Source organism: Legionella sp. (genome assembly GCF_047605385.1).
Classification (GTDB): Bacteria; Pseudomonadota; Gammaproteobacteria; order Legionellales; family Legionellaceae; genus Legionella.
Genome location: NZ_JASGFU010000032.1, coordinates 1 through 23,978, shown reverse-complemented (window position 1 = coordinate 23,978; position 23,978 = coordinate 1). Strand labels below are relative to the sequence as shown.

The following is a 23,978-nucleotide window of genomic DNA, read 5'->3' as shown; positions in this document are numbered from 1 at the left end:
TGATAGCTTTAAAAATATTTTTTATACTAAATCATGGGTTTTATCTTCTTGTTTTCAAAAACAATATATACTGGGACAGTATATTAGGATTATTCTTTTTTCGCATCTACATTACTGCATGTTCGCTTCCTTAGTTACTTATAGTGTATCATTTGGAACGTTCTAAAAGTACGTAAATTGATCACCGAGTTCAAGTTTAACGTTTAAATTTATATACACTTTTATATACCGTCAAGTTAAATTTTAATATTTGGATTAGGATATTTTTTGTTGCTCTCTAACCAGTATTTAATTTATCTTTTAACGTGCAAAACTCTGACGACTAAAAGCAACTTTTTCCGCTCCTGATTCATTAGGGTATTGTTGATGATGTGCTTCAATAGTTCGATAACGCTTTAAACCGCCTTCACGATTGGCGATTTGTATGTTTAATCCAGGACGAGCATTTAACTCTAACATTAATGGTCCTTGATCTTTATCTAAGACGATATCGACGCCTAAATAACCTAAGCCAGTTAAGTCATAGCAGCTGGAAGCGATTTCTAAGATTTGATTCCAATAAGGTACTTCAATGCCAACAATAGGGTTTAATGTGTCAGGATGATAATCAATCATATCATTATGAAAAACACCACCTAAAGTTTTACCTGTTGCTAAGTCAATGCCTACACCGATTGCTCCTTGATGTAGGTTTGCTTTACCGCCGGAGAGGCGAGTTGGCAGGCGTACCATTGCCATGGCGGGATAGCCGAGTAAAGAAATAATGCGGATGTCCGGAATGCCCTCATAACTGACCTCTGCAAATACTGGATCCACCACTACTCGTTTTTCAATGATGGCATAGTCGGAACTACCGCCTAAACTGTAGGCTCCTGATAACAAACAAGAAAGATGATAGCTGAGTTCCTGGGTAGTTGTTAATTTGCCATTAATCTGGCGATAACGACCATAAACTTTGTCTTTAAATACTAAAATTCCATCACCACCTGAACCACGAGCAGGTTTGACAACAAAGTCGTTATAGGGGCTGAACGTCTCTTCAATGTTTTTAATTTGTTGTTCGGTTTCAATGATGTCGTATAAATGAGGTACTGCGATCCCGGCTTTTAGTGCGAGTTTTTTTGTTTTAAGTTTGTCATCAACCAGAGGAAATAATTTTCTGGGATTATAACGTAATACAAAATCGGTATTACGCTGATTGATACTTAATATTCCATGATCTTTTAAACGACGAAACAGATTGATCATTGTACATTTCTCGCAAAAGCTTTGAATCGTTTTAACTCAAACAGACGATAGCCACGATATTGGCCAAACCATAAAATAAATGCTAATAAAACCAAAAGCAATTCAGGAAAAGCGAAAACTAAATATTGCAGCGGTTCATAACTCATAGCCCAATATGATATAACGGCAGCAACCAAACTACCGATGCCGGATTTAATGGCTTCAGAGGCACCACGTTCATCCCAGGTAATGCACATACGTTCAATGGTCATAGTTAAAATCACCATTGGGAAGAGAGCAACCGATAATCCTGCATCCAAGCCAAGATTTTGACTGACTACACTGATGAAAATCATCAATAAAATAACCACTGTTAAAATTGCGGCAAGCCGCGGTACCAATAATAAGCGTAATTGATCTAAATAAAAGCGTGCCAAAAGTCCAAAAGAGACAATAGTCACAAAAAGACAAATTCCCCAAATGACATGTGTTTCTCTAAAAGCTAGAGCAATCAATACAGGCATAAAAGTACCAAAGGTTTTAATGCCTATAAAATTGCGTAAAATCAAGATAATGAAGGCACCAATGGGTACTGTTAATAAAATTTTATAAATGGCTTGGGCATTTACCGGAAGTTGTAATAATGAAAAACGCAAAAGCTGCGAATCAGATTGCAAACCACGTGATTTAGCAATACTTAGGGCATTGATCGGTGTGGGAGATACGGTTAGAGTGAATAAAGGCCTTTTACCCCCAACGATATTGTATACCGGTTCATTCCCATATTGCCAGATGAGGAAATTTTTCGGTAAACCGGCACTGCCTGTTTTAGGGTTGATGTAAATCCAGTTTTTACCATTATATACAGCCAGAAAATCTTTTAATTCTGCTTTGTTTTGTTGCGATAAATAAAGCCCTTTAACAGGTATGGCGGAAATTTTTGATTGATTAAGAATAAGGATTGTTGCATCAATAATTTGTTCATCACCAAATTCATTGCCAGTTAATAACTTGGCATTTCCATCTCGTTTATTTAATTCCTTAATAGTACTTTGAGCAAATGTTTTAATATCAGCAGAGGTTTGTCGCACTTGATTGGTAATCGTTTCCACTGCTGATTTTTGACTTTCATTCAAAGGCTGCGATTTGATGGCAGGCGGTGCACCTAAAGGCGATTCTTGTCCTTCTGCTTGTCGGAAAATTGCGCGATAATATAAAGACTGTGGGCCATGAGCACGACGGATAGACCATACAGTTTCACGATTATCGCCCTCTAGATTGGTCGTCACGCCATAGTTTCTTGAGACAAAATACTCATCAAGAATAGCAAGATGAGGAGGTAAGTAAGGGATGTTAAAGCTTGCTTTGATTGGTGTATTAGGCTCCGCAACAAAGCGTAAATTAGATTCAACCATCCAGCTATTAATTGTTTCTGTATCCGTTAATGGCACATCAAGTGCCAAATGGCGATAAAGAAAAATACTTGTCCCCAAAATAAACAAAGTGAGGATAAGACCATAAACGTGACGGGTATTGTTTTTCATTATTTTTTACTGCTCTGATTTTTAACGGTAAAAGTAAGGGCAGGATCAACTGCACCATTAAATGCAATAATAGCATCTCTTCCTAATAATAAGGGATAAATAAAGCGTTTTCGGTTCGTTAAATTGACTTTAATAGCCCTGACCTGTTCTCCTAATTGTATATTAATTAGTACAACAGGACGTTTAATTGGGGCATGAGGCAACAATTCAGTACCATTTTCACCGGAACGCACTTTAATTTTTACCCTTCCCTTATATTCACACTCAAAAGTATAATCACCGTTTTTAGTAGGGACGGTAAAGCGTAAATAAGGAATGCCTTTGACATTAATTTCAGTAATGTTGGTCGCATTCAGCGAAGCTGATTTTGCGCCAGTATCCAACTTTGCCGATAAAGTAAGATTTTTATCGGGAAATGTAACTTTTTCGACATAACCATAAATTTGTGCTGCATTTGTTGCCATAAGTGGTCCAGTCATTAGTGACATAAAAGTAAAGAGAGCAATTTTCGATCTCATTTAATCCTCTTTCCTGAGTTGTATATACCGGTAAAGGTACAGGTGTTTCAATGTCTTGGAGCAGTATCGTAGCAGGTTTAACTGCTTAAGTCACAACCTGGAAATGAGTTTATAGAAATATTTTTTGTCCCTGCTGACTTGTGATATCATGAACGATGGGCATAAACATTGTATTTTTTTGATTCAGGATGAATTTATAATTGACACTGAACATAAGAAATAATATAATTCCTCCATCTTAACTTAAGGCTCTTGCGTGCAGGCATGTCTCCTCAGAGTGAAGAAGGTTCACCGTTAAACCATAGAGAACTTGTATTCATCCTGGCAATTGCCAGGCGAATTGAAGCACAAGGCCGTCTCCAGGCAGAGCAACTCGACAAAAATAGAACAATTTACGAATGGTTCAATCTTGTTGACTCTTTAAGCTGTTCTTGCAGCATGCTTAAGTACGCCATTGAAGTCTTCTTTCCAGCCTATAATAATGCCAACACATTCCGCGACTTTTTAATTTCACCACAAGGTACTGCCATTGTAATTTCAGAAATTTTTTTTCTGGTTACTTTTTCTTTTTTGGCATGCCGTTTGGAGAGTGATAATTCAGCTAAAAATGATCCAGTGAAGAAATTCATTATTGGAGCTTGGCCTTATTTTCGTGATCTGATGAAAGGGATGAAAAATGCTTACAAAGCTTGGAAAGCGGCAATACTGATTTTTGATACGCTCACGGGCATTGATGCTCGTTCCTTAATTATTCCTTTAGGTCTTATTATTGGTGTATTAGCCACAGCAAATCGAATTTATATTCGCTATTTTGATGATGTGCGTAAAAAGATGCAATCTGAAAATGAAAAATTTTTAGCTGAAATTCTTGCCATACGCTCCCTTAATACTTTAGAAAAGCTTGAAGCAAAGCTTGAGGCAAAGCTCAAAGAAAAGCGTGAAAAGCAGCAAGAAATATGGGGCATGAGCGATGAAGCTCGCATCCATGCTTTCTTGGCCAAGGGTTTGGGTGGTTTCATTGACGGTATTTATCTTTATGGTGGTCTGGTTACTCTGGCAGTATTAACGCCCCAAGCTTTTCTTACCATGTCTGTAGTCAGTGGTATTTACACACTGGTGTGTGTCATTTCGCGACTCTACGAAGAGTATGATAATCAATTGAAGCTTACGATCTTGCAAACTAAATGTGAGCTTGTGCTGGTGGCAAAGAAGTTAGAAATTACTTATGTCGATTTGTTGTATTTGGAGAAGAGAAAAGAGAGTTTGACGGCCGATGAAAAGCAACGAGTTCTGAGTAGGCGCAATAACATTGTTTCTTTAATGAGACGTTTTGAAGAATTACGCAAAGAATTAAAATACCAAACGACAGATACCTATTTAACCGCAGCCTTATATGGTCTTAGACAAGGTTTGTTTACTTATGGAGTTTTAGCTGGTTTCTTATTTATGGTTACTGCGGTATGTTCCATTTCCACTACAGCATTTCCTCCAATATTTCTCATGGCATGTATTAGTTCAGGACTTGCATTTATCATTGGGGTGAGCGCCTGCATGATGTATAATCATTACCAACATTTAAAAAATCAACCCAAAGAGGCAGACGAGTCATTTTATCATTTAGTGGTAATGAAAGATGAGATCGAAAAAAATATAAATATTCGGCTCCTAAGTAACAATGTATTTTATGATGCTTTAGAGAATGGTAAAAATCCTAAGCCGTCACCAACTTATTCTTTTCCTAAATGGCTGGAAGTATTACGTTCATTCTTTTCAGGGATATCCAAAGGCAATAATTTTGCACTATTTATTGGAGTTCGATTGCAAGATAGGAACCAACAAACTCATGAACATGATGTTTCGTTCATGCTAATGTTAACTATTTTTTGTGCTTCGGTTTTCTCATTTATATTAACTGCACGCGCTCTAGCAAAAGAATTAAAACCAGTAAAAGATGCAGTAATTGAAACTGCAGTAGTTAACCCTGATTCTAAGCTTATATCAGCTAAGTCAGAAGTTGTTAAGCCAGCTGTTTTTAAACAAGAAGAGCCTCCTAAAACTGAGCTAAAAGCAAGAGAGGGAGAAACCTGGGTGTGTTGGGAATCAAGCCGATCAAAGAATAAATCGTTGCATGGTTCCCTTCCGAGATCCTCTTCACTTCTTAATCTCTTCGGATTCGGATTGTTTAGTAAAGTGCCATCAAATCTCCGCGCATCAGAACCTTCATTTCCCCTACAACAAAATGTTAACGATGACTACCACCGTACAATTCAGGGTTTAGTGTAGGATCATTATACATCTTAAATTGATGATATATTCTAAAAGTACGTTTCTTCTCTCTTATTTCAAGCAATAATTGTTGCAAACAAGCAGATAATTGTTCTAATTGTTGGTGAATTACCGCTAATTTGGCGCAGCAGTTTTGTCTATGCGTTTCATCTACATCCTGGCGTTCTGTTTGCAATGTCATATGGTAAGATTTTAGCGATAGAATAGAGAGCCGGTCGATGATCATTCCAGGTGATTCCGAGTTGACTGGGCATTGCATGTGAGCTGCAGGTTGTAACTCGTTATATAGCCATGCATCCATTGCTTCCATGCGGTTATTACGTGCTTGATTGTGCTGGTCAATTTCTCTTTTGGCGTGATAAACGAATTCATGTCCCATATCATCGCGACGTGCCTTATCTTCTGCATGCCATAATTGGAAATTAAAGGCATGATTTTCCTCAATCAAGCGATAAAAATCGTGATGACAATATGCTATTCCAGAAGATTTCCATTGGATAATACACTGCTTATGCAATTGAGTAATTGCAGAGATTTGAATAGTCTCTGGCATCTTTGATCCTATTAAATTAAACTTTTAAGCAGTGTACTCTAAAAAAAGTACCCAGATCCACGAATTTCGCAAAGAGTTGGTAGTTTATGCATCAAAGTAGCGTTTGTAGATGATAAGATAAGAACCATCATGTCACCAATTCGCATACAGAGTTCAGCCATTAAATCAATGCAAAAACCAAAATAATGTCCGCTATTGCCGATAGCTGAAAAAAAGGAGGAGCAAAACTGGTCACGTCAATTTTCAGTGTATTTGCGTGTGCTAAAATATTTACGAACAACAAGGCAACAAAAAAATAAGCTTCATGCTAGGTGAGCCCTCATGGATATAATTAAAACTGTAGGATGTTTAATATTGGGTTGTCAAACCGCCCGTTAAGATATCATTGCTGGTGATTAATTTTTTAGCAAAAGGTGGTGGGATTGTAGCAACTAATGCTGGTAAGCAATACTTGGTAATTATATAATTTTTTATTTCAATGCAGGAGAGATGGATATGAATTTTATTGTAGCTTTAGGCGCTTTACTCTTGTCTACATCGGTTTTTGCCGTAGAATCAACTTTACCTGCAGGTTGTCAGGCGGTTAAAGTGCAAGGAGATAAAGTAACTATTGAAGGTAAAAAAAAGAGTTTAGTATTTATTCATAATTTAACTTCGGTTGATTTATGGGTAACCCATCCGGTTAGCAATCCTGGCGCTAGTGCCGGTTGGACTAGTCGTTTAGAGAGCGAGAATTGGGCTGCTTTATCTGTAGACAAAGGTCCTTTTGAATTAAATTGCATTGAATCTAGACCAGGGCATGAACAACAAGTTCCTTGCGAAGGTGCAATTGCGGTGTGCACTTGGAGTAAAGTGAAGTTTCCTGAAAATGCACAAGGCACTTTTTGGGCTGCAGAAAATATGACTTTATCTGCCTTAACTGCTGCGGTAGGTGCACGAGGATATATGCTTCCTCAATAATTACTGTTTGGACGGATAATTGCTCAGATGCTCATTGCTACTTCTCTAGATAAATGGTAGAACAGAACAAATTATGTTTAAGTTTATTATGACAATAAAATATGTGGTGAACGGTGAGTAAAAAGTCAAAAGATCCCTATTATGAACGGGAAAGTGAAAAGTACGCTGATCCTATCCCCAGTCGTGAATTCATTATGGATATTCTTAATGAATATGGGAAGCCAATGTCGCGTAATCATTTGCTTGATAAATTGCACTTAGATGAACGTAAGCAAGTAGCTATGGGGTTCCGTCTTAAAGCTATGTTGCGTGATGGGCAAATTATGCAAGACCGACGTGGACGTTTTTGCTTATTGCAAAAAATCAATTTAGCACGTGGTACAGTACAAGGACATTCTGACGGATTTGGTTTTTTTATACCAGATGATGGTTCTGAAGACATGTTTTTATCTGCCAAAGAAATGCGTGCGGCAATGCATGGCGATGTGGTATTGGCTTATCAGGTCGGTGTAGACCGTCGTGGTCGACCTGAAGCAAAAATTCATGAAGTACTTGAACACGCCAATGCTACCGTAGTGGGACGGTTTTTTACTGATCACGGTGTTTCTTTTGTGCGGCCAGATAGCAAACATTTAACACAAGATATTTCTATTCCACAAGAATTGATGGATGGTGCTAGAAATGGCCAGATTGTTTTAGTGGAGTTAATTGGTTTTCCCAGTAAACGTACACAAGCAATAGGTCGTGTTATTCATGTGTTAGGCGAGCATATGGCTCCGGGCATGGAAATTCAGGTGGCCATTCATGCTCATGGAATTCCTTTTGAGTGGCCTGATGATGTAAATGCAGAAGTGGCAAAAATTCCTCAGAAAGTCACTGAAGAACAACTTCAAAGTCGTACGGATTTACGTCATTTGCCTTTTGTCACGATTGATGGTGAAGATGCCAAAGATTTTGATGATGCAGTGTATTGTTATGAAAAACCTAAAGGAGGGTTTCAGCTGTATGTTGCTATTGCGGATGTGAGTAATTATGTACAACAGAATTCTGCTTTAGATAAAGAAGCGTCTCGTCGCGGTAACTCTGTCTATTTTCCAGGCAAGGTAGTGCCTATGTTACCTGAAGCCTTGTCGAATGGTTTATGCTCATTAAATCCAAATGTAGATCGTTTATGTATGGTGGCAGAAATGGCCATCAGCAAAGAGGGTAAAATTACTCGTTCACGTTTTTATCGTGCGGTGATTCATTCGCATGCACGTTTGGTTTATACCCAAGTCGCTCATTGGCTTGAGCAAGGTGCTTGCGATGAGAAGCATATCCATTTATGGCAGCCCTTAAAATCTTTATATGATTTGTATCATGTATTGCTTGTTACACGAAAAACACGTGGCGCTATGGATTTTGAAACGACCGAAACGCGTATTGAATTTGATGAGAATAAGAAAATTAAATGTATTGTACCGGTGATTCGTAATGATGCACATAAACTCATTGAAGAGTGTATGTTGGCTGCAAATGTAGCCACGGCTCGCTTTTTAGAAAAGGCAGAAATTCCCACGTTATATCGTGTGCATGCGGCACCAGAAGAAGATAAGATTACTGCGCTGCGGCAATTTCTTGGTGAGTTGGGGTTACAATTAGGTGGCGGCCGTAAGCCTGGACCTAAAGATTTTCAGCGCACGATGAATGCTATTGAAAGTCGCCCTGATAAGCAGTTAATCGAGACGGTGATGTTGCGCTCTTTAAAGCAAGCACATTATGTTGAAGCTAATGAAGGACATTTTGGATTAGCTTATTCCGCGTACACGCATTTTACTTCGCCAATTCGTCGTTATCCTGATTTATTAATTCATCGCGCCGTAGGTCATTTGCTGGATAATCAGCCAGTATATGAATTTAGTTATACCCATGAAGACATGAATCGTTTAGGGAAGCATTCTTCAATGACCGAGCGTCGTGCCGATGAAGCGACTCGTGAAGTAGTGACTTGGCTCAAATGTGAGTACATGCAAGATAAATTGGGCCAGGTATTTAATGGGCGAATTTCTGCAGTAACCAGTTTTGGGATTTTTGTGCAACTTGATGACATTTATGTTGAAGGTTTAGTGCATGTGACCTCATTGAAAAATGATTATTACACTTTTGATTCAGTCAAACATCGACTTATAGGCGCTCGTAGTGGTCAGGTTTATCGGTTGGGGGATAAGATGGTAGTTTTAGTCGCCCATGTAGACTTGGATGAACGCAAGATAGATTTCGAGCCTGTAATAGAGGATACAGTAAGCTATGAATGAGCATTTTGTGTATGGGGTGCACGCAGTTTCTGCGCTGCTTGCGAATCCTCATCGTGTGACAAAAAAGCTTTTTATTATCGAAGGACGTGTGGATAAACGTGTTCAAGAGTTAATCGACAAAGCAAATCAAACTCAGATTCAGATTGAAAAGCTAAGCAATCAACAGATGAATCAGCGTTTTGCTGAATTTACCCATCAGGGTATTGTTGCCATTGCTTCTGCATTACCTGATTATAATGAGACGCATTTATTAGCCTTGCTTCAATCCAGCAAAAAGCCTTGTTTAATTCTGATTCTTGATGGCATAACGGATCCTCATAATTTGGGTGCCTGTTTACGTAGTGCCGATGCAACTGGGGTTGATTTTGTCATTATTCCTAAAGATAAAAATGCCAGTATTACTCCAGCGGTCAGTAAAGTAGCCTGCGGTGCTGCTGAATCTGTGCCGCTAGTGCGAGTAACAAATTTGGTGCGCAGCATGGAGCTATTAAAAAAAGAAGGGGTATGGATTTATGGAGCTGCAGGTGAAGCTCAATGCACTTTATATCAAACGGATTGTAAAGGTTCTGTCGCTCTTGTCATGGGAGCTGAGGGAGACGGATTACGTCGTTTAACCCGTGAGCATTGTGATGGTTTATTTTCATTACCCATGTGCGGCAGTGTGAGCAGCCTTAATGTATCTGTGGCTACTGGCGTTTCTTTGTATGAAGTACTAAGACAGCGAAGAGGGAATGCGAACTTATGAATGAGTTAAAGATTAAAGCGGCTCAAGCCGCTTTGAATTTTATTGAATCCGAGACCATTGTTGGTGTAGGTACTGGTTCTACTGTTAATTTTTTTATTAAAGAGTTAGCTAAGATCAAGCATAAAATTGATGCTTGTGTTTCCAGCTCCAAAGTTACAGAGGCTTTATTACGCGCAGAAGGTATCCCTGTAGTTGATTTAAATACAGTACAAGATCTACCTGTTTATATTGATGGCGCCGATGAGGTAACCGCTCAGGGGTATATGATTAAAGGTGGAGGTGGCGCTCATACTGGTGAAAAAATCGTGGCGCAAGTGGCGAAGCAATTTATTTGCATTGTTGATCAATCCAAAGTTGTTACTCATCTAGGTCAATTCCCGATAGCAGTTGAAGTATTACCTATGGCACGTAGTATGGTTGCACGACAAATTGTGCAATTAGGAGGAGATCCAGAATATCGAGAAGGATTTGTCAGCGATAATGGGAACATTATTTTAGATGTTTTTAATTTAAATCTTGAAAATCCTGTAGCTATGGAACAGCGTATTAAACAAATTACTGGAGTGGTGGACAATGGTTTATTTACGCACCGCGTGGCAGATGTAGTTTTAGTTGCAGCACCTGAAGGGGTGACGCGTTTAAGGTAAGCCATTACTGACTAAATTAAGTAGGTTCAATAAATGAGTACATGCAAAGTTTTTGTAAATCGCATTCTCAATATGAAAAAAATCAAGCTGATTGGTGTGGATATGGATCATACTTTGATTCGTTATCATTCTGAGAATTTTGAATCTTTGGTGTATCAATTGGTTAAAGAACAATTAGTCGCAGTGAAGCATTATCCCGAAAGCATTAAAAAATTAAATTTTAATTATCATGATGCGATTCGAGGGCTGGTTGTTGATTGCAAAAATGGCAATATTTTAAAGTTAAGCCGCTATGGAGCGATTAGGCAAAGTTATCATGGCACGAAGTTGATTGATTTTGCAGCACAGCAAAAAATATATCGCAGTATTTATGTCGATTTAAATGATCCCAATTACATGGCGATTGATACCTCATTTTCCATTGCCTTTTGTGTGCTTTATGGACAATTGGTGGATTTAAAAGATTCGCTTGAGGATGGCATGCCTAATTACCAATCTATTGCTCAAGATGTACAGTTTGGTGTAGATAAGGTGCATTCTGATGGTAGTTTGAAGTCCATTATTAGTAAGAACTTATCTACTTATGTCATCAAAGAACGGGCTTTAGTTGATGGTTTGAAGCATTTTATTCACCATGGTAAAAAAATATTTATTCTTACTAATTCCGAATATTCATACACCAAAACGCTTTTAGAATATGCCATTAGTCCTTTTTTAAAAAAAGGAGAAATTTGGAGTGATTTATTTGAGTATGTTATTACTCTGGCAAATAAACCTCGTTTTTTTTATGATGATTTACGTTTTTTAGCAGTAAATCCTACGACTGGAACGATGAGTAATCTCATGGGGCCTATTGTTCCGGGCATTTATCAAGGTGGCAATGCCAAGAAATTTACTGAAGATTTGCATGTGCGTGGAGATGAGATTCTCTATATTGGGGATCATATTTATGGCGATATTGTTCGTTTGAAAAAAGCCTGTAATTGGCGTACTGCTTTAGTGGTTGATGAATTAGGTGATGAAATCGCGGCACAGGTTCGTGCTTTGCCTATAGAAAAGCAAATTAGCGAAGCAATGGAGATTAAAAAGCTTTTGGAATCTCAATACGTGCGTTTACATACGCAACTTATCGATGAAGGTTCTACGGAACATAATAAAGAGTTGCAAGAACTACAAGCACAAATCAGTAAAATCGATACACAATTAACAAAACTTATTAAAGAACAACAGACTTTTTTTAATCCGAAATGGGAGCGTGTTTTTCGTGCCGGTGCTGAAGAAAGTTATTTTGCCTATCAAGCGGATCGTTTCGCATGTATTTATATGGAAAAATTATCTGATTTACTTGAGTGCTCACCGATTACTTATTTTCGTGCGAATCGACGATTATTGGCTCATGATATTGAAGTCTAGGTACTACTTTGCTTTTCTGAGTTTCGGATCCTCACGAATTTAAAATGGCTACGTACCGCGCATAAAGCACGGTACGTAGCCAGCCGGGTGGAGACGACAAGTACCTAACTGTAATAGGGCTAATTGAAAGCTCCTGCTAGGCATTATATTTTATATTCTAAGATTGATAATCTGGATGTAATTCTAAAGGCATTATGGTTTGTAATCGCTGATACAAAGAAATAATCTCTTCACAAAAAACATGCAATTGTTGCTGAGTTTCCCACAGTTCATAATCAATACCTTTATGAAGAGCTTGTTGTCTGGAGAGAGTTTTTAATAAACCTATTTCTTGGCGTGAAAACCCTAAATGGTTGTTGATTTCTACTAATTCCATTAGTTTTTTATATTCTTTAATAGGTCGATGTTCATGCAGGGAATATGCTTTTAAGGTGAGCTGGAAGGCGTGATACATTAGTGAAGTAATTGGAGCCAAGACAAACAAATTTTCTTTTTGTTCAAAATTTTTAGCTGTGACTTGTTGTAATAAATGGTCAGCTGCATAGGCATGTTGGGTTGCAATATGGAGTAGTTCCAACGGTGATAAATGATGTTTGTCTCTATTCAAGGATATTCCTCGTTATTTTGGTTTCTTTTTAAATAATGTAAAATCTCTCTCATTATATCCCTGAATTGATTCGATGCACGCTTTTATTAACAGTCCACTACAAATAGGTTCGCTTGAAATTCCCAACCGCTTAATCCAAGGTCCTTTAGCAGGTTATAGCTGTGCTCCTTTCCGCACTTTATTTAATCAATACACCCCACCTGCCTATTGTGTTACCGAGATGAGCTCAGCTGCAGATATTGTGCATAAGCATACGATTAATTCACGTTATATCTATCGTGCGCCGCAAGAAAAGCTATTAGCCTACCAAATCTCAGGTAGTAAGCCACAAATTTTAGCACAGGCTGCTTCGCAGTTAGCTGCTTATGGTGCCGATCTGATTGATATTAATTGTGGTTGTCCAAAGTCTAAAATACGAAAAAAGGGCGCGGGGAGTGCTTTATTGGAAGCTCCAGAGCAATTAATTCGTATTATTAAAACAGTGCGTGCGGCTATTGATATTCCCCTCACTATTAAAATTCGCATTCAAGGTACGCAGGATGATTTAATTTTGGCACAAAAAATTGCTGAAGCAGGAGCTGATGCCTTGATTGTGCATGGACGGCGCTGGATTGATGATTATGATGTCGCTACTGATTTAGCGAAAATAGCCCAGATTAAACAAGCGATTCCTATACCGGTGATTGCTAATGGAGATATTGCGGATATCAACAGTTTGCGACACGCTGTAGAAGCCACTGGTTGTGATGCTTATATGATTGCACGAGCAGGAAGCGGTAAGCCTTGGCTTTATCAGGAGTTGCTGAGACAGCGGCCTTTATCTGTTAGTTTTACAGAACGAATTACTCTTTTTATGAGGCACCTGGCCGATTTGGCTGTATTAGAAAATGAATTTAAGGCAGTGTTACAGAGTAAATCTTTAGTGCGGTATTATTTTGCTAAATTCTTTGCTGTAGAAACATTAAATCAATTTAATCAATTAGATTCATTAGGCCGCATCGAGGATTTTCTGCGGCAACAAGGTTCAAACCTTAACCATTCACAAACCACGACCGCCATCTACTTTTAATATTTGTCCGGTAATGAATGGGTTTTCTGCTAAAGCGACAACAGCCTGAGCGATAAATTCTGGATCTCCATGTTGTTTTAAAGGAGTTTTTTCAATAATTTTTTGTTGTAATTCCAGGTCTAAGCTATTGTCATTCTCAGGCCAGGAAATGGCTCCAGGGGCGATGGCATTAACTCTGACTTCGGGAGCAAATTCGCAAGCCAAACTTTTGGTTTGCATCTCCAAAGCTGCTTTACTTTGGCAATAAATGGAATAGCCTGATAATGGTTTTTCTGCGTGAATATCGGTGAGATTAATAATGCTACCTGATTGTTTGGCAAGCAAAGGACGAGCCGCTAAGCTTAATAAAAAAGGGACTTTAACATTGGTATTAAAAAGAATATCCCAATCATGCGCGGCTATCTCATTGCAGTGATTGCGGAGGAATACAGAGGCGTTATTGACTAATAAATCCAGGCGATTAGTCCAATCGCTAATGCTGTTTATGATTTCCTGCACTGCATCGGGCGCAGTTAATTCTCTTTGTAAAACAAAAGCACTGTCTGGTTTTTTTTCATTTAAAATAATGGCTAATTCATGACCTTCTTTTAGAGCGCGATGACAATGAATAACAACCTTATATCCTGAAGTATGCAATTTTTTTATAATAGCAGCACCAATACGGCGTGCGCCACCGGTAACTAATGCAACCTTTGCTTCTTGTTTGTTTGATGGTTTCAAGGTATGTTCCCCATTCCTAACAAAGCTGGTTTTAATTTTTAAGTTTCGTTTTTATGAGTATATTACACACATTGCAGGCAGAACTGAAACAATATGATCTGCCTTTTGTTGAATTCATGCAGAAGGTATTGTACGCACCTGGTGAAGGTTATTATAGCTCAGGCTTGCCCAAATTAGGGAGGCAAGGGGATTTTATTACTGCCCCGGAATTAACTCCCTTATTTGGCAAAACTCTGGCAAATCAATGCCAGCAAGTGTTGATCACTTTGGACTCTCCTGTAATTCTTGAATTTGGTGCAGGCTCAGGTGCTCTTTGTATTGCTCTTTTGGAACAGCTTTTTGAGCTACAGTGTTTGCCTGAAGTTTATTATATTTTGGAAGTAAGCGCCAATTTGCGACATCGTCAATATGAATTGATTAAGCAAAAAATTCCGCAACTGGCAGATAAGGTCGTGTGGTTGGAACGCTGGCCACAAACTCCTTTTAATGGTGTTGTATTGGCTAATGAGGTATTAGATGCAATGCCAATCCATCGTTTTCTATGCACTGAAGAAGGCATTTTAGAAAGCTATATTACTCTGGATGCACAACAGCAATTAAAAGAGGTATTTAAACCTAGTGAAAATCGACAGCTTGTGGATTATATTAATCAGCGCTTGGAGATTAAAGAAACGCCATACTTATCCGAAGTTAATTTATTTGTGGATGATTGGATTGCCAATATCTATGCCATCTTAAAACAAGGAGTGGTATTCTTAATTGACTATGGCTTTCCACGTCATGAATATTATCATCCAGACCGCAATCAAGGGACGTTGATGTGCCATTACCAACACCATAGCCATTCTAACCCCTTAGTGCATCCTGGAGAGCAAGACATTACCGCGCATGTGGATTTTACTCATGTGGCTGAGGCAGGGCAAGAAGCGGGATTTCATGTGGCTGGATATACCAACCAAGCGTCTTTTTTACTAGCAAATGGCTTGCTAGGTTGCCTAAATACCTTGGATAATGAGGTAGAACAATTAAAGGCAAAACACGCGATAAAACAATTAACCTTGCCAAGTGAAATGGGTGAATTATTTAAAGTGATTGCTTTAACCAAGCAGCTGGAAATTGATTTAACTGGTTTTCAATTACTGGATAAACGAGTGAGTTTATGAAGATAAAAAAATATTTGACCACCGTGGAATTGCAGAAAGAGTCGATGAAATTTTCTGCTGGCCATACCACAATTTTTTCTGCGACCCAACGAGAGCCTTTGCATGGCCATATGTACGCAGTTTATTTGGCATTAACCACTTGGGTTGAAGACAATGGTATGACTTTTGATTATCGTTATTATAAAGAGCGTATCCATAAATTATGCCGTCATTTGAATCAAACGTTTTTAATGCCGGAGTTTTCGCCGTTTTTAGAGTATGCTGAAGATGAAGAGTATTATTACTTTACCTTTAATCATAAAAGAATTCCTTTTTTAAAAGAAGATGTAACAATATTGCCAGTAACCAATATTACCGTTGAAGAATTGTCACGTTGGTTTGTCAATGAATTGATTAAAGATACCGCAGAATTAGACCGACATCGTATTGAGAAAGTAGTGGTGAAAGTGTTTTCTGCACCAGGACAATCAGCGAGTCATGAGTGGCAACGCTCTGTATGAACAGGGTTTATCAGGTTTGTGTATTCCACTCTCACCGCGACTTTTTTGACTATGAGGCTTTAGATGAGTTGGAGCCTTGTATTGGTGCGCGAGTTTGGGTTCCGTTTGGTACGCAGACGCGTTTGGGGATTATACTTGGCGCCGCCAGTGTACAGCGAGAAGAACATTTTTCTTTAAAGCCAATGAGCACGGTGATTGATAAAGAGCCTTTGCTTACTGAAGAAGTACTGATTCTTTGTCGATGGATAGCCAGCTATTATCAATCGCCTTTATCTGAAGTATTGCCTTTAGCTTTACCTAAAAAATACCGCCAGGGAGGGAAATGCCAATTACCAACCAGCGATTTTTATCAATTGATGCTGCCACTAGTGGATGCGCAAAAACTTATTCCCGCAAATGCACGTAAGAAATTGCAACTCATCGAGTTTTTAAGTGGGCACTCAGAGCCGGTTGCAAAACAATCCTTGATTGGAAAAGGCTTTACTTCTGGGCAATTGTTAAGTTTATTAGCTGCAGGCATTGTGTCTTTATCACAACAAATAGCATTTCCAGAAATTACAGCAGAGCCTTTGTCCTCTCCTTTGAGTCTTAATGAAGAACAAGCCCTTGCCGTAGAGACCATTAGTGGGCAATTGCATCAGTATCAATGCTATCTGTTACAGGGCATTACCGGAAGTGGAAAGACAGAAGTGTATTTACAGGTTATAGCCAAGGTGTTGCAGCAAGGCAAACAGGTTTTGATTTTAGTCCCAGAAATTGGTTTAACACCACAACTTTTATCGCGCTTTAAAGCGCGTTTTCAGCAGCCAATTGCGGTGATTCACTCCAATTTGAATGAGTCTGAACGGCAAGTTGCTTGGCAATTGGCTAAGGAAAATAAAATCCAAATAGTTATTGGTACGCGAGCGGCGGTTTTTACACCAATGCCATCCTTAGGATTAATTGTTATTGATGAAGAGCATGATGCATCATTAAAGCAAATGGAAGGGGTGCGTTATTTCGCACGTGACACGGCTTTAATGCGGGCACATTTGCTTAATATTCCCATTATTTTAGGCTCAGCCACACCTAGTTTAGAAAGCATACATAACAGCAAACAAAACAAATATCATTTATTGCGCCTCACGCAAAAGGCATTAAATACAACACCTTTGCATTACCAGGTAATTGATTTGCGTGCTAAGAGTTTACATCATGGTTTGGCCGAACCGACTTTAAAAATTATTGCCGAGCATTTGCACAAGCAAAATCAAGTATTAGTGTTTATTAACCGCCGCGGTTTTGCGCCAGTGTTGCTGTGTCATCAATGCGGATGGATGGTCGATTGCTCAGCTTGTGACAGTCATTTAACTTTGCATAAAAAAATCGGACAAATGATTTGCCATCATTGCGGTCTGACTCAACGAGTACCTGAGAAATGCCGCAGTTGCTCCAGTAATGAATTAATTCCTGTGGGAGTAGGTACACAACGTGTGCATGAGTTTTTAAGTGCTCATTTTCCTAATGTTCGAAGTGTACGGATTGATCGAGATTCAGTGAGTAGTAAACATGCTTTAGGAGAACATTTAGATAGAATTAATAGCGGCGAAACCCAATTGATTGTTGGTACTCAAATGTTAGCTAAGGGGCATCATTTCCCACGCCTTTCTTTAGTGGTTGTTTTGGATGCTGATGCGGGTTTTTATAATCAAGATTTCCGCGCCATGGAGCAATTAGGACAATTGCTGACTCAAGTTTCAGGCCGTGCTGGTCGTACAGAATATGCAGGGCAGGTGATCATTCAAACACATGTACCGGAGCATCCTTTGCTTAATTTGTTGATTCAGCAAGGTTATGAGCCTTTTGCGCAAGCCCTATTGGAGACTCGCCTGCAAGCGCAATTACCGCCTTTTCATTATTTAGCGATGATTCGTGCTCAGGGAACAATGGCTGCTAAGGTGTTAAAATTTTTGCACTTAATCAAAGAGCAAATTCAACATCATTCATTAGTTGTCATGGGCCCTGCTCCTGCTCCGCTTCCGCGTAAGGCAAACCATTATCGTATGCAATTATTGATTAAGTCACCATCACGAAAAAAGTTAAAAACTTCTTTGACACAATTACGGGAGTGGTTAACACTTAATAAAATAGGCAGCAGTGTGCGTTGGAATGTAGATGTCGACCCTATGGATCTATCATGACTGAACAAAGAAAAATTATACATGAAAAAACATTTCCTATTGCTTGGGGTGATATGGATGCTCTAGGCCATGTAAATAATGCGCGTTATTTTGATTATTTTCAGGAGGCACGTATTGATTGGTTGCGTGAGTTGAATATTGGTATGACCGGTACGACAGGACCGGTGGTGATCCAGGTTTCTTGTACTTATTTTAAACCGGTAATTTACCCGGCAACAGTGACTTTGCGCTCTAGAATCAGCAATGTGGGAAATTCCAGCATGCTGATGGAGCATGATTTATATCAAGATGAAGTGTTAATGGCGCAGGGAACAAGTAAAGTTGTTTGGGTAGATTATACTCAAGGCAAGTCGATACCTTTGCCCAAAATAATGCGTGCGCTTTATGAGGCTGATAATTCGTAGCGGCTCTTCATTAATTTTAAGCTGTTATGAATATAGACCTCAGATTATCAACCTAAAATTTCTCTTAAACGAGAACGACAAGTTCCGAGCTCAAAGTCATAAAATGAACATTGAGCATAATTAAAATCAGTAGGGGTATCAAACAAATCGGATATCTATTGAAAGGAATTTTTGATTTTAAATCATCAATAAAGTATCATGATTTGAAATAGAATGTCGTATGGCAGTAAAAAACAAGCTGCTTCTTGATAAAAACTATAGCCCATGCCCTAGAGGGCAAAGCTTTGGTGTTGGATTTTAACGGTACCCATAGTTTTACGAATATCCTGTTGATTTTAAGACGTTGCTTAATGGCAATTTTACAGACCAACTTTACCTTAGGTATCGGTGTGCAAAAGCCTTAAATGATCATTGTTAGGTAAGTTATGGGTATTAATTTGTTGATTGAGTAAACGGACTGAAATCATGCAAAAAACCAACAAAAACTTTTTTATGTGCAAGCTGGTATTTCTGTGTTCAGGATTGCTGCTGCAAGCAGCTTACGCGGGAGGGCCATTATGGACGCTTGAGCCGCTGACGCCTACCACCATTGTTGTACCTGCTAATGGCACAACAACAGTACAATACCAAGTCACCAATCAATCCAGTAGGCTGCATACGTTGAGCATGCAACCGATTGAGGGGATCGCGCAAATCACTACAGGATTGGGTAGTTGCAGCAATCCATTTGTGCTCAGAGGTAAGAATTCCTGCATTCTGTCTTTACAAATAAATGGCAATCAGTTAAACAATCCGATTGTTGATGGCCCAGTGGTTTGCCAGCAAGAAAACCCTAATCAATGTTATCGTCCTAGTAGCGCCAATATTTTACACATCGTTCAGGTGCCACCGATAACGAATTCGGTCATTACAGTCACGGGTTCTCCCTTAACACTAACGGTAAATGGTCCAACTGGCCAACTTACGATTAACAATACGTCGACGCAAACGGCGGCCACGAACATCACATCGAATTTCACCGGAGCATTAGTTGGCAATGTGACAGAAACAGGCAATACCTGTGCTAATGTACCACCAGGCGGCAGTTGTACGCTAACTTATACGCCAGGCAACACGGTTGTTCCGCAAACGACCTTTACCATTCTGGGCTCCAATACTAATGCGTTGACAGCAGCCATTGCTATTCAATCAGGAAGTATTCTAACGGCCATCAATCCAAACTCGGGAACTGCATCGGGAGGTACTGGTGTGACTTTGATTGGAACAGGGCTAACCGGAGCGACTGCTGTGACGTTTGATGGAATCCCTGCAACCAATGTCAATGTGGTCAACTCCACAACGGTCACTGCGGTAACGCCAGCTCACGCTGCCGGCACTGTAAATGTAGTCATTGATACGCCGGCAGGTGGGGCAACGCTTACTAATGGTTATACTTATGTGGCCACAACAGTAGGGCAACCTTCAGGTGGTGGCACTATTGCTTGCTTAAATGGAGGATTAAATAATCTGATTGCAGCTACTGCTGATAATACTAGCAGCATAGGCATTCAATGGGGAGGTTTGGGTACGACAACAAATGCACAAAGTGATACCGATGGCGCCGCCAATACCACAACGATTGTTGGCATATTAGGTGCTGGCAGTTATGCAGCCCAATTATGCAATGATTTTGAAGTGGATTCACAAGGCAACACGTCTTGCCAAGCAGGAAATGCTTGCTATAACGATTGGTTCTTACCAGCCAGAGACCAGCTCAACTGCTTATTTATTAATCGTATTGCAGTAGGCGGCTTTGCCGATGTCTACTGGAGTTCTACTGAGCGCACCGCATTCTCCGCCTGGTATCAGGACTTCATTAGTGGCACCCAGGCCAGCACCAGTAAAGACCTTGATATAAGAGTTCGTTGTGTTCGAGTTTTTACTCCTTAAACCGCAAACAACGACACTTCGAGAAAAAGGACATAAGAAAAGTGGTGATCAACCTGGCCACAAAGACACAACACTCAAGGAGAGCTTAAAGGTAAAGCTAAGGAAGATTACAATCCTAAATTTCCCTATGGGGACTTATATACCCAGTTTGTAACTCCCCAGGTATTTAATTGAGCTCACCGGCTTCCCCTCTCCCCCGCGCGCAGCGTGGGGGAGAGGGATCAAGGGTGAGGGGGATTAAATACCTGGGGAGTTACGACGATCCTAAAAAAGCTTGGCTAATTGAATGGCGGGATTTTAATTGTCCTCATCATCGTGTTGAGCAAATATTAAAAACTCGGGTAGTTCAATTGAAAAAGGATTTAGAGTTAGCAATAGAGAATGTGAATACACGCGCAAGGCAATTGCCCTTAATTAGGCATGGATTAACCATCTTGGATGAGATTGAAAAAGAGCATAAGCTTGGGGTGAGTGGTAAACGATTGTTACTTGAAGTAGCATCACGCACAACGGGGATTGCTTTACATCCTGAAGAACAAACTCAGGAACAGCTAGATAGCTTTTCTAAAGTAAGGGAGAAACTCTCTATAGATTATCCTAAGCTAACTTCTTTAGCTGGAGCGTTAAAGACTTTTGCTGGTGCTGTTGTCTATTTCTTTTCTGCTGGCAAAAAAAGCCATTTATTGGAATCTGGTCTTGCAACGTTTCGCGCAGGAAGTGCACAGAATATTGAATCACGAAAAGAGATGCAAAAGGCAATGAAAGGTCAGCTTGAGCTGTATCGATCTGATAAAGTAGAGCAGGAAGATGATTTATCAAATAGGCTCCCTCCTGTGGAGGTACACTAGAGACGTTACCTACTTAAACGTTTTAAAAAAACATCTACTTGATTAAAGTGATGTTCCCAGTTTGGTAAATGGATATTTTGCATTCGCATCATTTGCGCTTCACGACGAAGACTATTGGATTGGGCATATTCAAGAATAGTTTGCTTCCATTGCCCTTCGTCTAAAGGTTCAATATATTCTGGGACCTCAGCTGCTATTTCACGAAAAACAGGTAAATTACTCGCAATGACTGGAATGCCTAAACTTAAGGCTTCAAGCACAGGCAGACCGTAACCTTCGGTGAATGACGGAAAAAGTAAGGCTTGTGCGTGGCTTAGGTACGTAATGAGTTCTGTGTCAGAACAGGTGGGTACTTCCGTGACTGCATCTGCTAAGAATTTACTGCGGTCGAGCAAATCCATCACATTTTCGCACTCCCATCCGCGTTTACCAATAATATAAAGCTGTGGTGTTTGTTTACCCAGGGTTTGTACCAACTGACGCCAGATTTTGAGTAACAACAAATGATTTTTGCGTGGTTCTATGGTACTTAACATCACAAAATAAGGGTTTTGAGTAGGGCGCGACCCAGAAATAAGTGGTGCACATAAACTGGAGCCTAATAATGCAGCCACTGCTGGCGGTAGCTTTTTGTCCGTTTGTTGGCAATACTCGTGTAAGTCATTTAAGGTTGCTTGTGAGTTTGTAATAACGCCATGACCTAATGCTAAAAGATAATCCATTTTTGCTTTATGGCGTTTATCTTCTCCTGAGCTACAATATTCTGGATAGTGCATAGGAATCAAATCATGAACAAAAAAAATAGGCTTTACTTTTTTATGGCGAGCCAGACGTTCATAGGTAGCATGCTTTGATCCGATATGCCCTGTATTTAATAAGAATATTTTTTTATTTGGATTGAACTTTTTGTGTTGCAAAATGCCTGTTAAAATAATTTTTCGCAGTATCATGCAAGTGCTTGGTGTGAGTAACCACTGAAATAGTTTTTGTGATTGTTGCTGTGATAATATCCAGCTATGGCCATACCAGCGGACTAAAGCATGAGCTTGATTGGCATAATGATGCACATAAGCCATGGTGACTCTATCTATTCCGGTCAGGGTCTGATTTTTAGCCACACGCCGTGTAACTCGTGTTACATCCAGAATAAGCTCCATTGCACCCCCTAATAGTTCAGATTATAAAATATGAGTGGTCAGCCATTTATCGATGTATTGCTTTGTTTCCTGAGGGGCTTGATCAAGGCTTTGCACACATAAAAAGGTAATATTCCTGTTGGTTTGCACCTGTTGTAAACGGTTTTTTATTTTTTTAAATGAATGATAAGCGCCATTGACCATGATTGTGCGCTTATGGGTATCATAGACCACTTCGTGAGCATTCATTAGTTGATGTGTGATCAATGGAATACTGGATACTTGCTCTTTATGCCGAAATGGATAACGCAGGTTGTCAGCCATTGCTTGTGGATTAAGGGCCAGGTATTCTAAAAATGCGGTTTTTTTTAAAGAAAAAGGGGCATGAGATAATAGGAAAAAGTAGGTATCAAAACGTGCAAGTTGTGCGCCTTTTTCTTGTAAATGCCGATGCAAATCGATGCTCGTTTTTATTTCTTGTCTGGTAAATATTTTGTATGCACATTTCTTTAATCGGTAGAAGAGTTTCTGCTCTGATTGTTTTTTCCACTGCCCACGTAAGACAAGTTGATTATCTCGAAAAAAATCATTTGCTGTTAGCTCACGTAACAGGAAAAAGTCATCATTTAGATAAATAAATTGCTCAGATAATCCTTTAATATGCCAAATAAGCCATTCAATGGCAATACTGTTAAAAACTGGTGTGCTTATCTGTTGCTCACGTAGTAATTCATTTTGATCAATCACACAGATTTTGTTGGCGAGAGGGCTTCCTTGTAAATCAAGTACGGCTTGCGGTATTTGCTCATTAGTGATGAGATAAATAGTTCGAAGCCAAGGAGCAAAACGAAATAAAGAATGCAAACAATAATGAATTTCATTGCATTGTTGTATGCGTGTTGGTTCTACTACAGTATTGGGTTCAACTCCCAAAGTAAGGCAAAAATCGCTTAATTTTTTCTGGTAATTCAGATCATAACCATTAACCCAGGAGATGACCGCATCAATAGAATTCATTCTTAAATAAGAGTCCTTATTTGTTTTAAGTACTTGGGTTTATCTGCATTATCCAGAGATAAGTCTGTGTTTTTGAGCAATGGATCCTTTTTTACATTGGTTGACTTTTAGGTGTAAAGAGTCCTAAACTAATGCTTAAGGCGTGCTGCGCCGGTGACGAAACCACCAGCGCTGCACTAACCATAATCCTAGCACCAACTAGAATCATGGCTAAGTAC

At 39.4% G+C, this 23,978-nt stretch carries 21 protein-coding genes; 13 read left to right on the top strand and 8 right to left on the bottom strand.

The window, feature by feature from the left end; genetic code table 11:
• Window positions 1–300: 300 nt before the first annotated feature.
• From QM652_RS08790 to QM652_RS08780, 3 genes are read right to left on the bottom strand one after another with little or no spacing between them, the layout of a single operon-like run.
• Window positions 301–1,248, bottom strand: coding sequence for an alpha-L-glutamate ligase-like protein (locus QM652_RS08790; protein WP_415074896.1), 948 nt, complete (start codon window positions 1,246–1,248; stop codon window positions 301–303).
• Window positions 1,245–2,771, bottom strand: coding sequence for an inactive transglutaminase family protein (locus QM652_RS08785; RefSeq protein WP_415074894.1), 1,527 nt, complete (start codon window positions 2,769–2,771; stop codon window positions 1,245–1,247). The genes QM652_RS08790 and QM652_RS08785 overlap by 4 nt, the downstream gene beginning before the upstream one ends.
• Entirely contained in the window at window positions 2,771–3,235 is a 465-nt protein-coding gene (locus QM652_RS08780) for an ATP-dependent zinc protease (RefSeq protein ID WP_415074892.1), read from the bottom strand. Before QM652_RS08780 ends, QM652_RS08785 begins: the two co-directional genes overlap by 1 nt.
• 318 nt (window positions 3,236–3,553) lie before the next feature.
• Between QM652_RS08780 and QM652_RS08775 the strand changes: the two genes are divergently transcribed.
• The gene (locus QM652_RS08775) at window positions 3,554–5,572 is read left to right on the top strand and encodes a hypothetical protein (protein ID WP_415074890.1); all 2,019 of its coding nucleotides are present in this window, start codon (window positions 3,554–3,556) and stop codon (window positions 5,570–5,572) included.
• Here the strand turns inward: QM652_RS08775 and QM652_RS08770 are convergent.
• Window positions 5,532–6,128 carry a DUF4254 domain-containing protein gene (locus QM652_RS08770; RefSeq protein ID WP_415074888.1) on the bottom strand — a complete coding sequence of 199 codons (597 nt, stop codon included), beginning with the start codon at window positions 6,126–6,128 and terminating at the stop codon, window positions 5,532–5,534. The genes QM652_RS08775 and QM652_RS08770 overlap by 41 nt on opposite strands.
• A 495-nt stretch (window positions 6,129–6,623) precedes the next feature.
• Here QM652_RS08770 and QM652_RS08765 point away from each other — a divergent pair, with 495 nt between their 5' ends.
• From QM652_RS08765 to QM652_RS08745, 5 genes are all read left to right on the top strand, one after another.
• The gene (locus tag QM652_RS08765; protein WP_415074887.1) at window positions 6,624–7,088 is read left to right on the top strand and encodes a hypothetical protein; all 465 of its coding nucleotides are present in this window, start codon (window positions 6,624–6,626) and stop codon (window positions 7,086–7,088) included.
• A gap of 113 nt (window positions 7,089–7,201) precedes the next feature.
• A complete protein-coding gene (gene rnr / locus QM652_RS08760; RefSeq protein ID WP_415074885.1) occupies window positions 7,202–9,382 on the top strand; it encodes a ribonuclease R in 2,181 nt (726 codons plus the stop codon).
• On the top strand, window positions 9,375–10,127 hold the full coding sequence (gene rlmB / locus QM652_RS08755) for a 23S rRNA (guanosine(2251)-2'-O)-methyltransferase RlmB (protein ID WP_415074883.1): 753 nt from the start codon (window positions 9,375–9,377) through the stop codon (window positions 10,125–10,127). The genes rnr and rlmB overlap by 8 nt, the downstream gene beginning before the upstream one ends.
• Entirely contained in the window at window positions 10,124–10,774 is a 651-nt protein-coding gene (gene rpiA, locus QM652_RS08750; protein WP_415074881.1) for a ribose-5-phosphate isomerase RpiA, read from the top strand. The genes rlmB and rpiA overlap by 4 nt, the downstream gene beginning before the upstream one ends.
• A gap of 33 nt (window positions 10,775–10,807) precedes the next feature.
• On the top strand, window positions 10,808–12,187 hold the full coding sequence (locus QM652_RS08745) for an HAD-IG family 5'-nucleotidase (RefSeq protein WP_415074879.1): 1,380 nt from the start codon (window positions 10,808–10,810) through the stop codon (window positions 12,185–12,187).
• A 157-nt stretch (window positions 12,188–12,344) separates the two neighbouring features.
• Here the strand turns inward: QM652_RS08745 and QM652_RS08740 are convergent, their stop codons facing one another.
• Window positions 12,345–12,794: a hypothetical protein gene (locus QM652_RS08740; protein ID WP_415074877.1), complete on the bottom strand. Its 450-nt coding sequence runs from the start codon at window positions 12,792–12,794 to the stop codon at window positions 12,345–12,347.
• 73 nt (window positions 12,795–12,867) lie between these two features.
• Here QM652_RS08740 and QM652_RS08735 point away from each other — a divergent pair, with 73 nt between their 5' ends.
• On the top strand, window positions 12,868–13,863 hold the full coding sequence (locus QM652_RS08735; RefSeq protein ID WP_415074875.1) for a tRNA dihydrouridine synthase: 996 nt from the start codon (window positions 12,868–12,870) through the stop codon (window positions 13,861–13,863).
• On the opposite strand, the gene QM652_RS08730 is transcribed toward QM652_RS08735, so the two are convergent.
• Complete coding sequence (locus QM652_RS08730) at window positions 13,834–14,583, bottom strand: pteridine reductase (protein WP_415074873.1); 750 nt, start codon at window positions 14,581–14,583, stop codon at window positions 13,834–13,836. The two genes, QM652_RS08735 and QM652_RS08730, sit on opposite strands and share 30 nt — an antisense overlap.
• A 53-nt stretch (window positions 14,584–14,636) precedes the next feature.
• Between QM652_RS08730 and QM652_RS08725 the strand changes: the two genes are divergently transcribed.
• The 6 genes from QM652_RS08725 to QM652_RS08700 all read left to right on the top strand — a co-directional run bounded on the left by QM652_RS08725 (window position 14,637) and on the right by QM652_RS08700 (window position 21,607).
• Window positions 14,637–15,746: a class I SAM-dependent methyltransferase gene (locus QM652_RS08725; protein ID WP_415074871.1), complete on the top strand. Its 1,110-nt coding sequence runs from the start codon at window positions 14,637–14,639 to the stop codon at window positions 15,744–15,746.
• Window positions 15,743–16,246 carry a 6-pyruvoyl trahydropterin synthase family protein gene (locus tag QM652_RS08720; protein ID WP_415074869.1) on the top strand — a complete coding sequence of 168 codons (504 nt, stop codon included), beginning with the start codon at window positions 15,743–15,745 and terminating at the stop codon, window positions 16,244–16,246. Before QM652_RS08725 ends, QM652_RS08720 begins: the two co-directional genes overlap by 4 nt.
• Window positions 16,243–18,426: a primosomal protein N' gene (locus QM652_RS08715; protein WP_415074867.1), complete on the top strand. Its 2,184-nt coding sequence runs from the start codon at window positions 16,243–16,245 to the stop codon at window positions 18,424–18,426. The genes QM652_RS08720 and QM652_RS08715 overlap by 4 nt, the downstream gene beginning before the upstream one ends.
• Window positions 18,423–18,830, top strand: a complete 408-nt coding sequence (locus tag QM652_RS08710) for an acyl-CoA thioesterase (RefSeq protein WP_415074865.1) — start codon at window positions 18,423–18,425, stop codon at window positions 18,828–18,830. Before QM652_RS08715 ends, QM652_RS08710 begins: the two co-directional genes overlap by 4 nt.
• A gap of 465 nt (window positions 18,831–19,295) precedes the next feature.
• Window positions 19,296–20,759 carry an IPT/TIG domain-containing protein gene (locus QM652_RS08705; protein ID WP_415074863.1) on the top strand — a complete coding sequence of 488 codons (1,464 nt, stop codon included), beginning with the start codon at window positions 19,296–19,298 and terminating at the stop codon, window positions 20,757–20,759.
• A gap of 227 nt (window positions 20,760–20,986) precedes the next feature.
• Window positions 20,987–21,607, top strand: coding sequence for a hypothetical protein (locus tag QM652_RS08700; protein WP_415074861.1), 621 nt, complete (start codon window positions 20,987–20,989; stop codon window positions 21,605–21,607).
• Between the two features lie 5 nt (window positions 21,608–21,612).
• On the opposite strand, the gene QM652_RS08695 is transcribed toward QM652_RS08700, so the two are convergent.
• Entirely contained in the window at window positions 21,613–22,764 is a 1,152-nt protein-coding gene (locus QM652_RS08695) for a glycosyltransferase family 4 protein (RefSeq protein WP_415074859.1), read from the bottom strand.
• A gap of 21 nt (window positions 22,765–22,785) precedes the next feature.
• Window positions 22,786–23,760 (bottom strand): hypothetical protein, encoded by a 975-nt coding sequence (locus tag QM652_RS08690; protein ID WP_415074857.1) that lies wholly within the window; start codon window positions 23,758–23,760, stop codon window positions 22,786–22,788.
• Between the last annotated feature and the right edge of the window lie 218 nt (window positions 23,761–23,978).

Bases quoted from the DNA above. Each gene is read 5' to 3' on its own strand.
- QM652_RS08735 (WP_415074875.1), top strand. From the start codon at position 12,868: ATGCACGCTTTTATTAACAGTCCACTACAAATAGGTTCGCTTGAAATT.
- QM652_RS08775 (WP_415074890.1), top strand. From the start codon at position 3,554: ATGTCTCCTCAGAGTGAAGAAGGTTCACCGTTAAACCATAGAGAACTT.
- QM652_RS08695 (WP_415074859.1), bottom strand. From the start codon at position 22,764: ATGGAGCTTATTCTGGATGTAACACGAGTTACACGGCGTGTGGCTAAA.
- QM652_RS08770 (WP_415074888.1), bottom strand. From the start codon at position 6,128: ATGCCAGAGACTATTCAAATCTCTGCAATTACTCAATTGCATAAGCAG.
- QM652_RS08710 (WP_415074865.1), top strand. From the start codon at position 18,423: ATGACTGAACAAAGAAAAATTATACATGAAAAAACATTTCCTATTGCT.
- QM652_RS08745 (WP_415074879.1), top strand. From the start codon at position 10,808: ATGAGTACATGCAAAGTTTTTGTAAATCGCATTCTCAATATGAAAAAA.
- QM652_RS08790 (WP_415074896.1), bottom strand. From the start codon at position 1,248: ATGATCAATCTGTTTCGTCGTTTAAAAGATCATGGAATATTAAGTATC.
- QM652_RS08780 (WP_415074892.1), bottom strand. From the start codon at position 3,235: ATGGCAACAAATGCAGCACAAATTTATGGTTATGTCGAAAAAGTTACA.
- QM652_RS08785 (WP_415074894.1), bottom strand. From the start codon at position 2,771: ATGAAAAACAATACCCGTCACGTTTATGGTCTTATCCTCACTTTGTTT.
- rlmB (WP_415074883.1), top strand. From the start codon at position 9,375: ATGAATGAGCATTTTGTGTATGGGGTGCACGCAGTTTCTGCGCTGCTT.
- QM652_RS08765 (WP_415074887.1), top strand. From the start codon at position 6,624: ATGAATTTTATTGTAGCTTTAGGCGCTTTACTCTTGTCTACATCGGTT.
- QM652_RS08715 (WP_415074867.1), top strand. From the start codon at position 16,243: ATGAACAGGGTTTATCAGGTTTGTGTATTCCACTCTCACCGCGACTTT.
- QM652_RS08725 (WP_415074871.1), top strand. From the start codon at position 14,637: ATGAGTATATTACACACATTGCAGGCAGAACTGAAACAATATGATCTG.
- QM652_RS08720 (WP_415074869.1), top strand. From the start codon at position 15,743: ATGAAGATAAAAAAATATTTGACCACCGTGGAATTGCAGAAAGAGTCG.
- QM652_RS08690 (WP_415074857.1), bottom strand. From the start codon at position 23,760: ATGAATTCTATTGATGCGGTCATCTCCTGGGTTAATGGTTATGATCTG.
- QM652_RS08705 (WP_415074863.1), top strand. From the start codon at position 19,296: ATGCAAAAAACCAACAAAAACTTTTTTATGTGCAAGCTGGTATTTCTG.
- rpiA (WP_415074881.1), top strand. From the start codon at position 10,124: ATGAATGAGTTAAAGATTAAAGCGGCTCAAGCCGCTTTGAATTTTATT.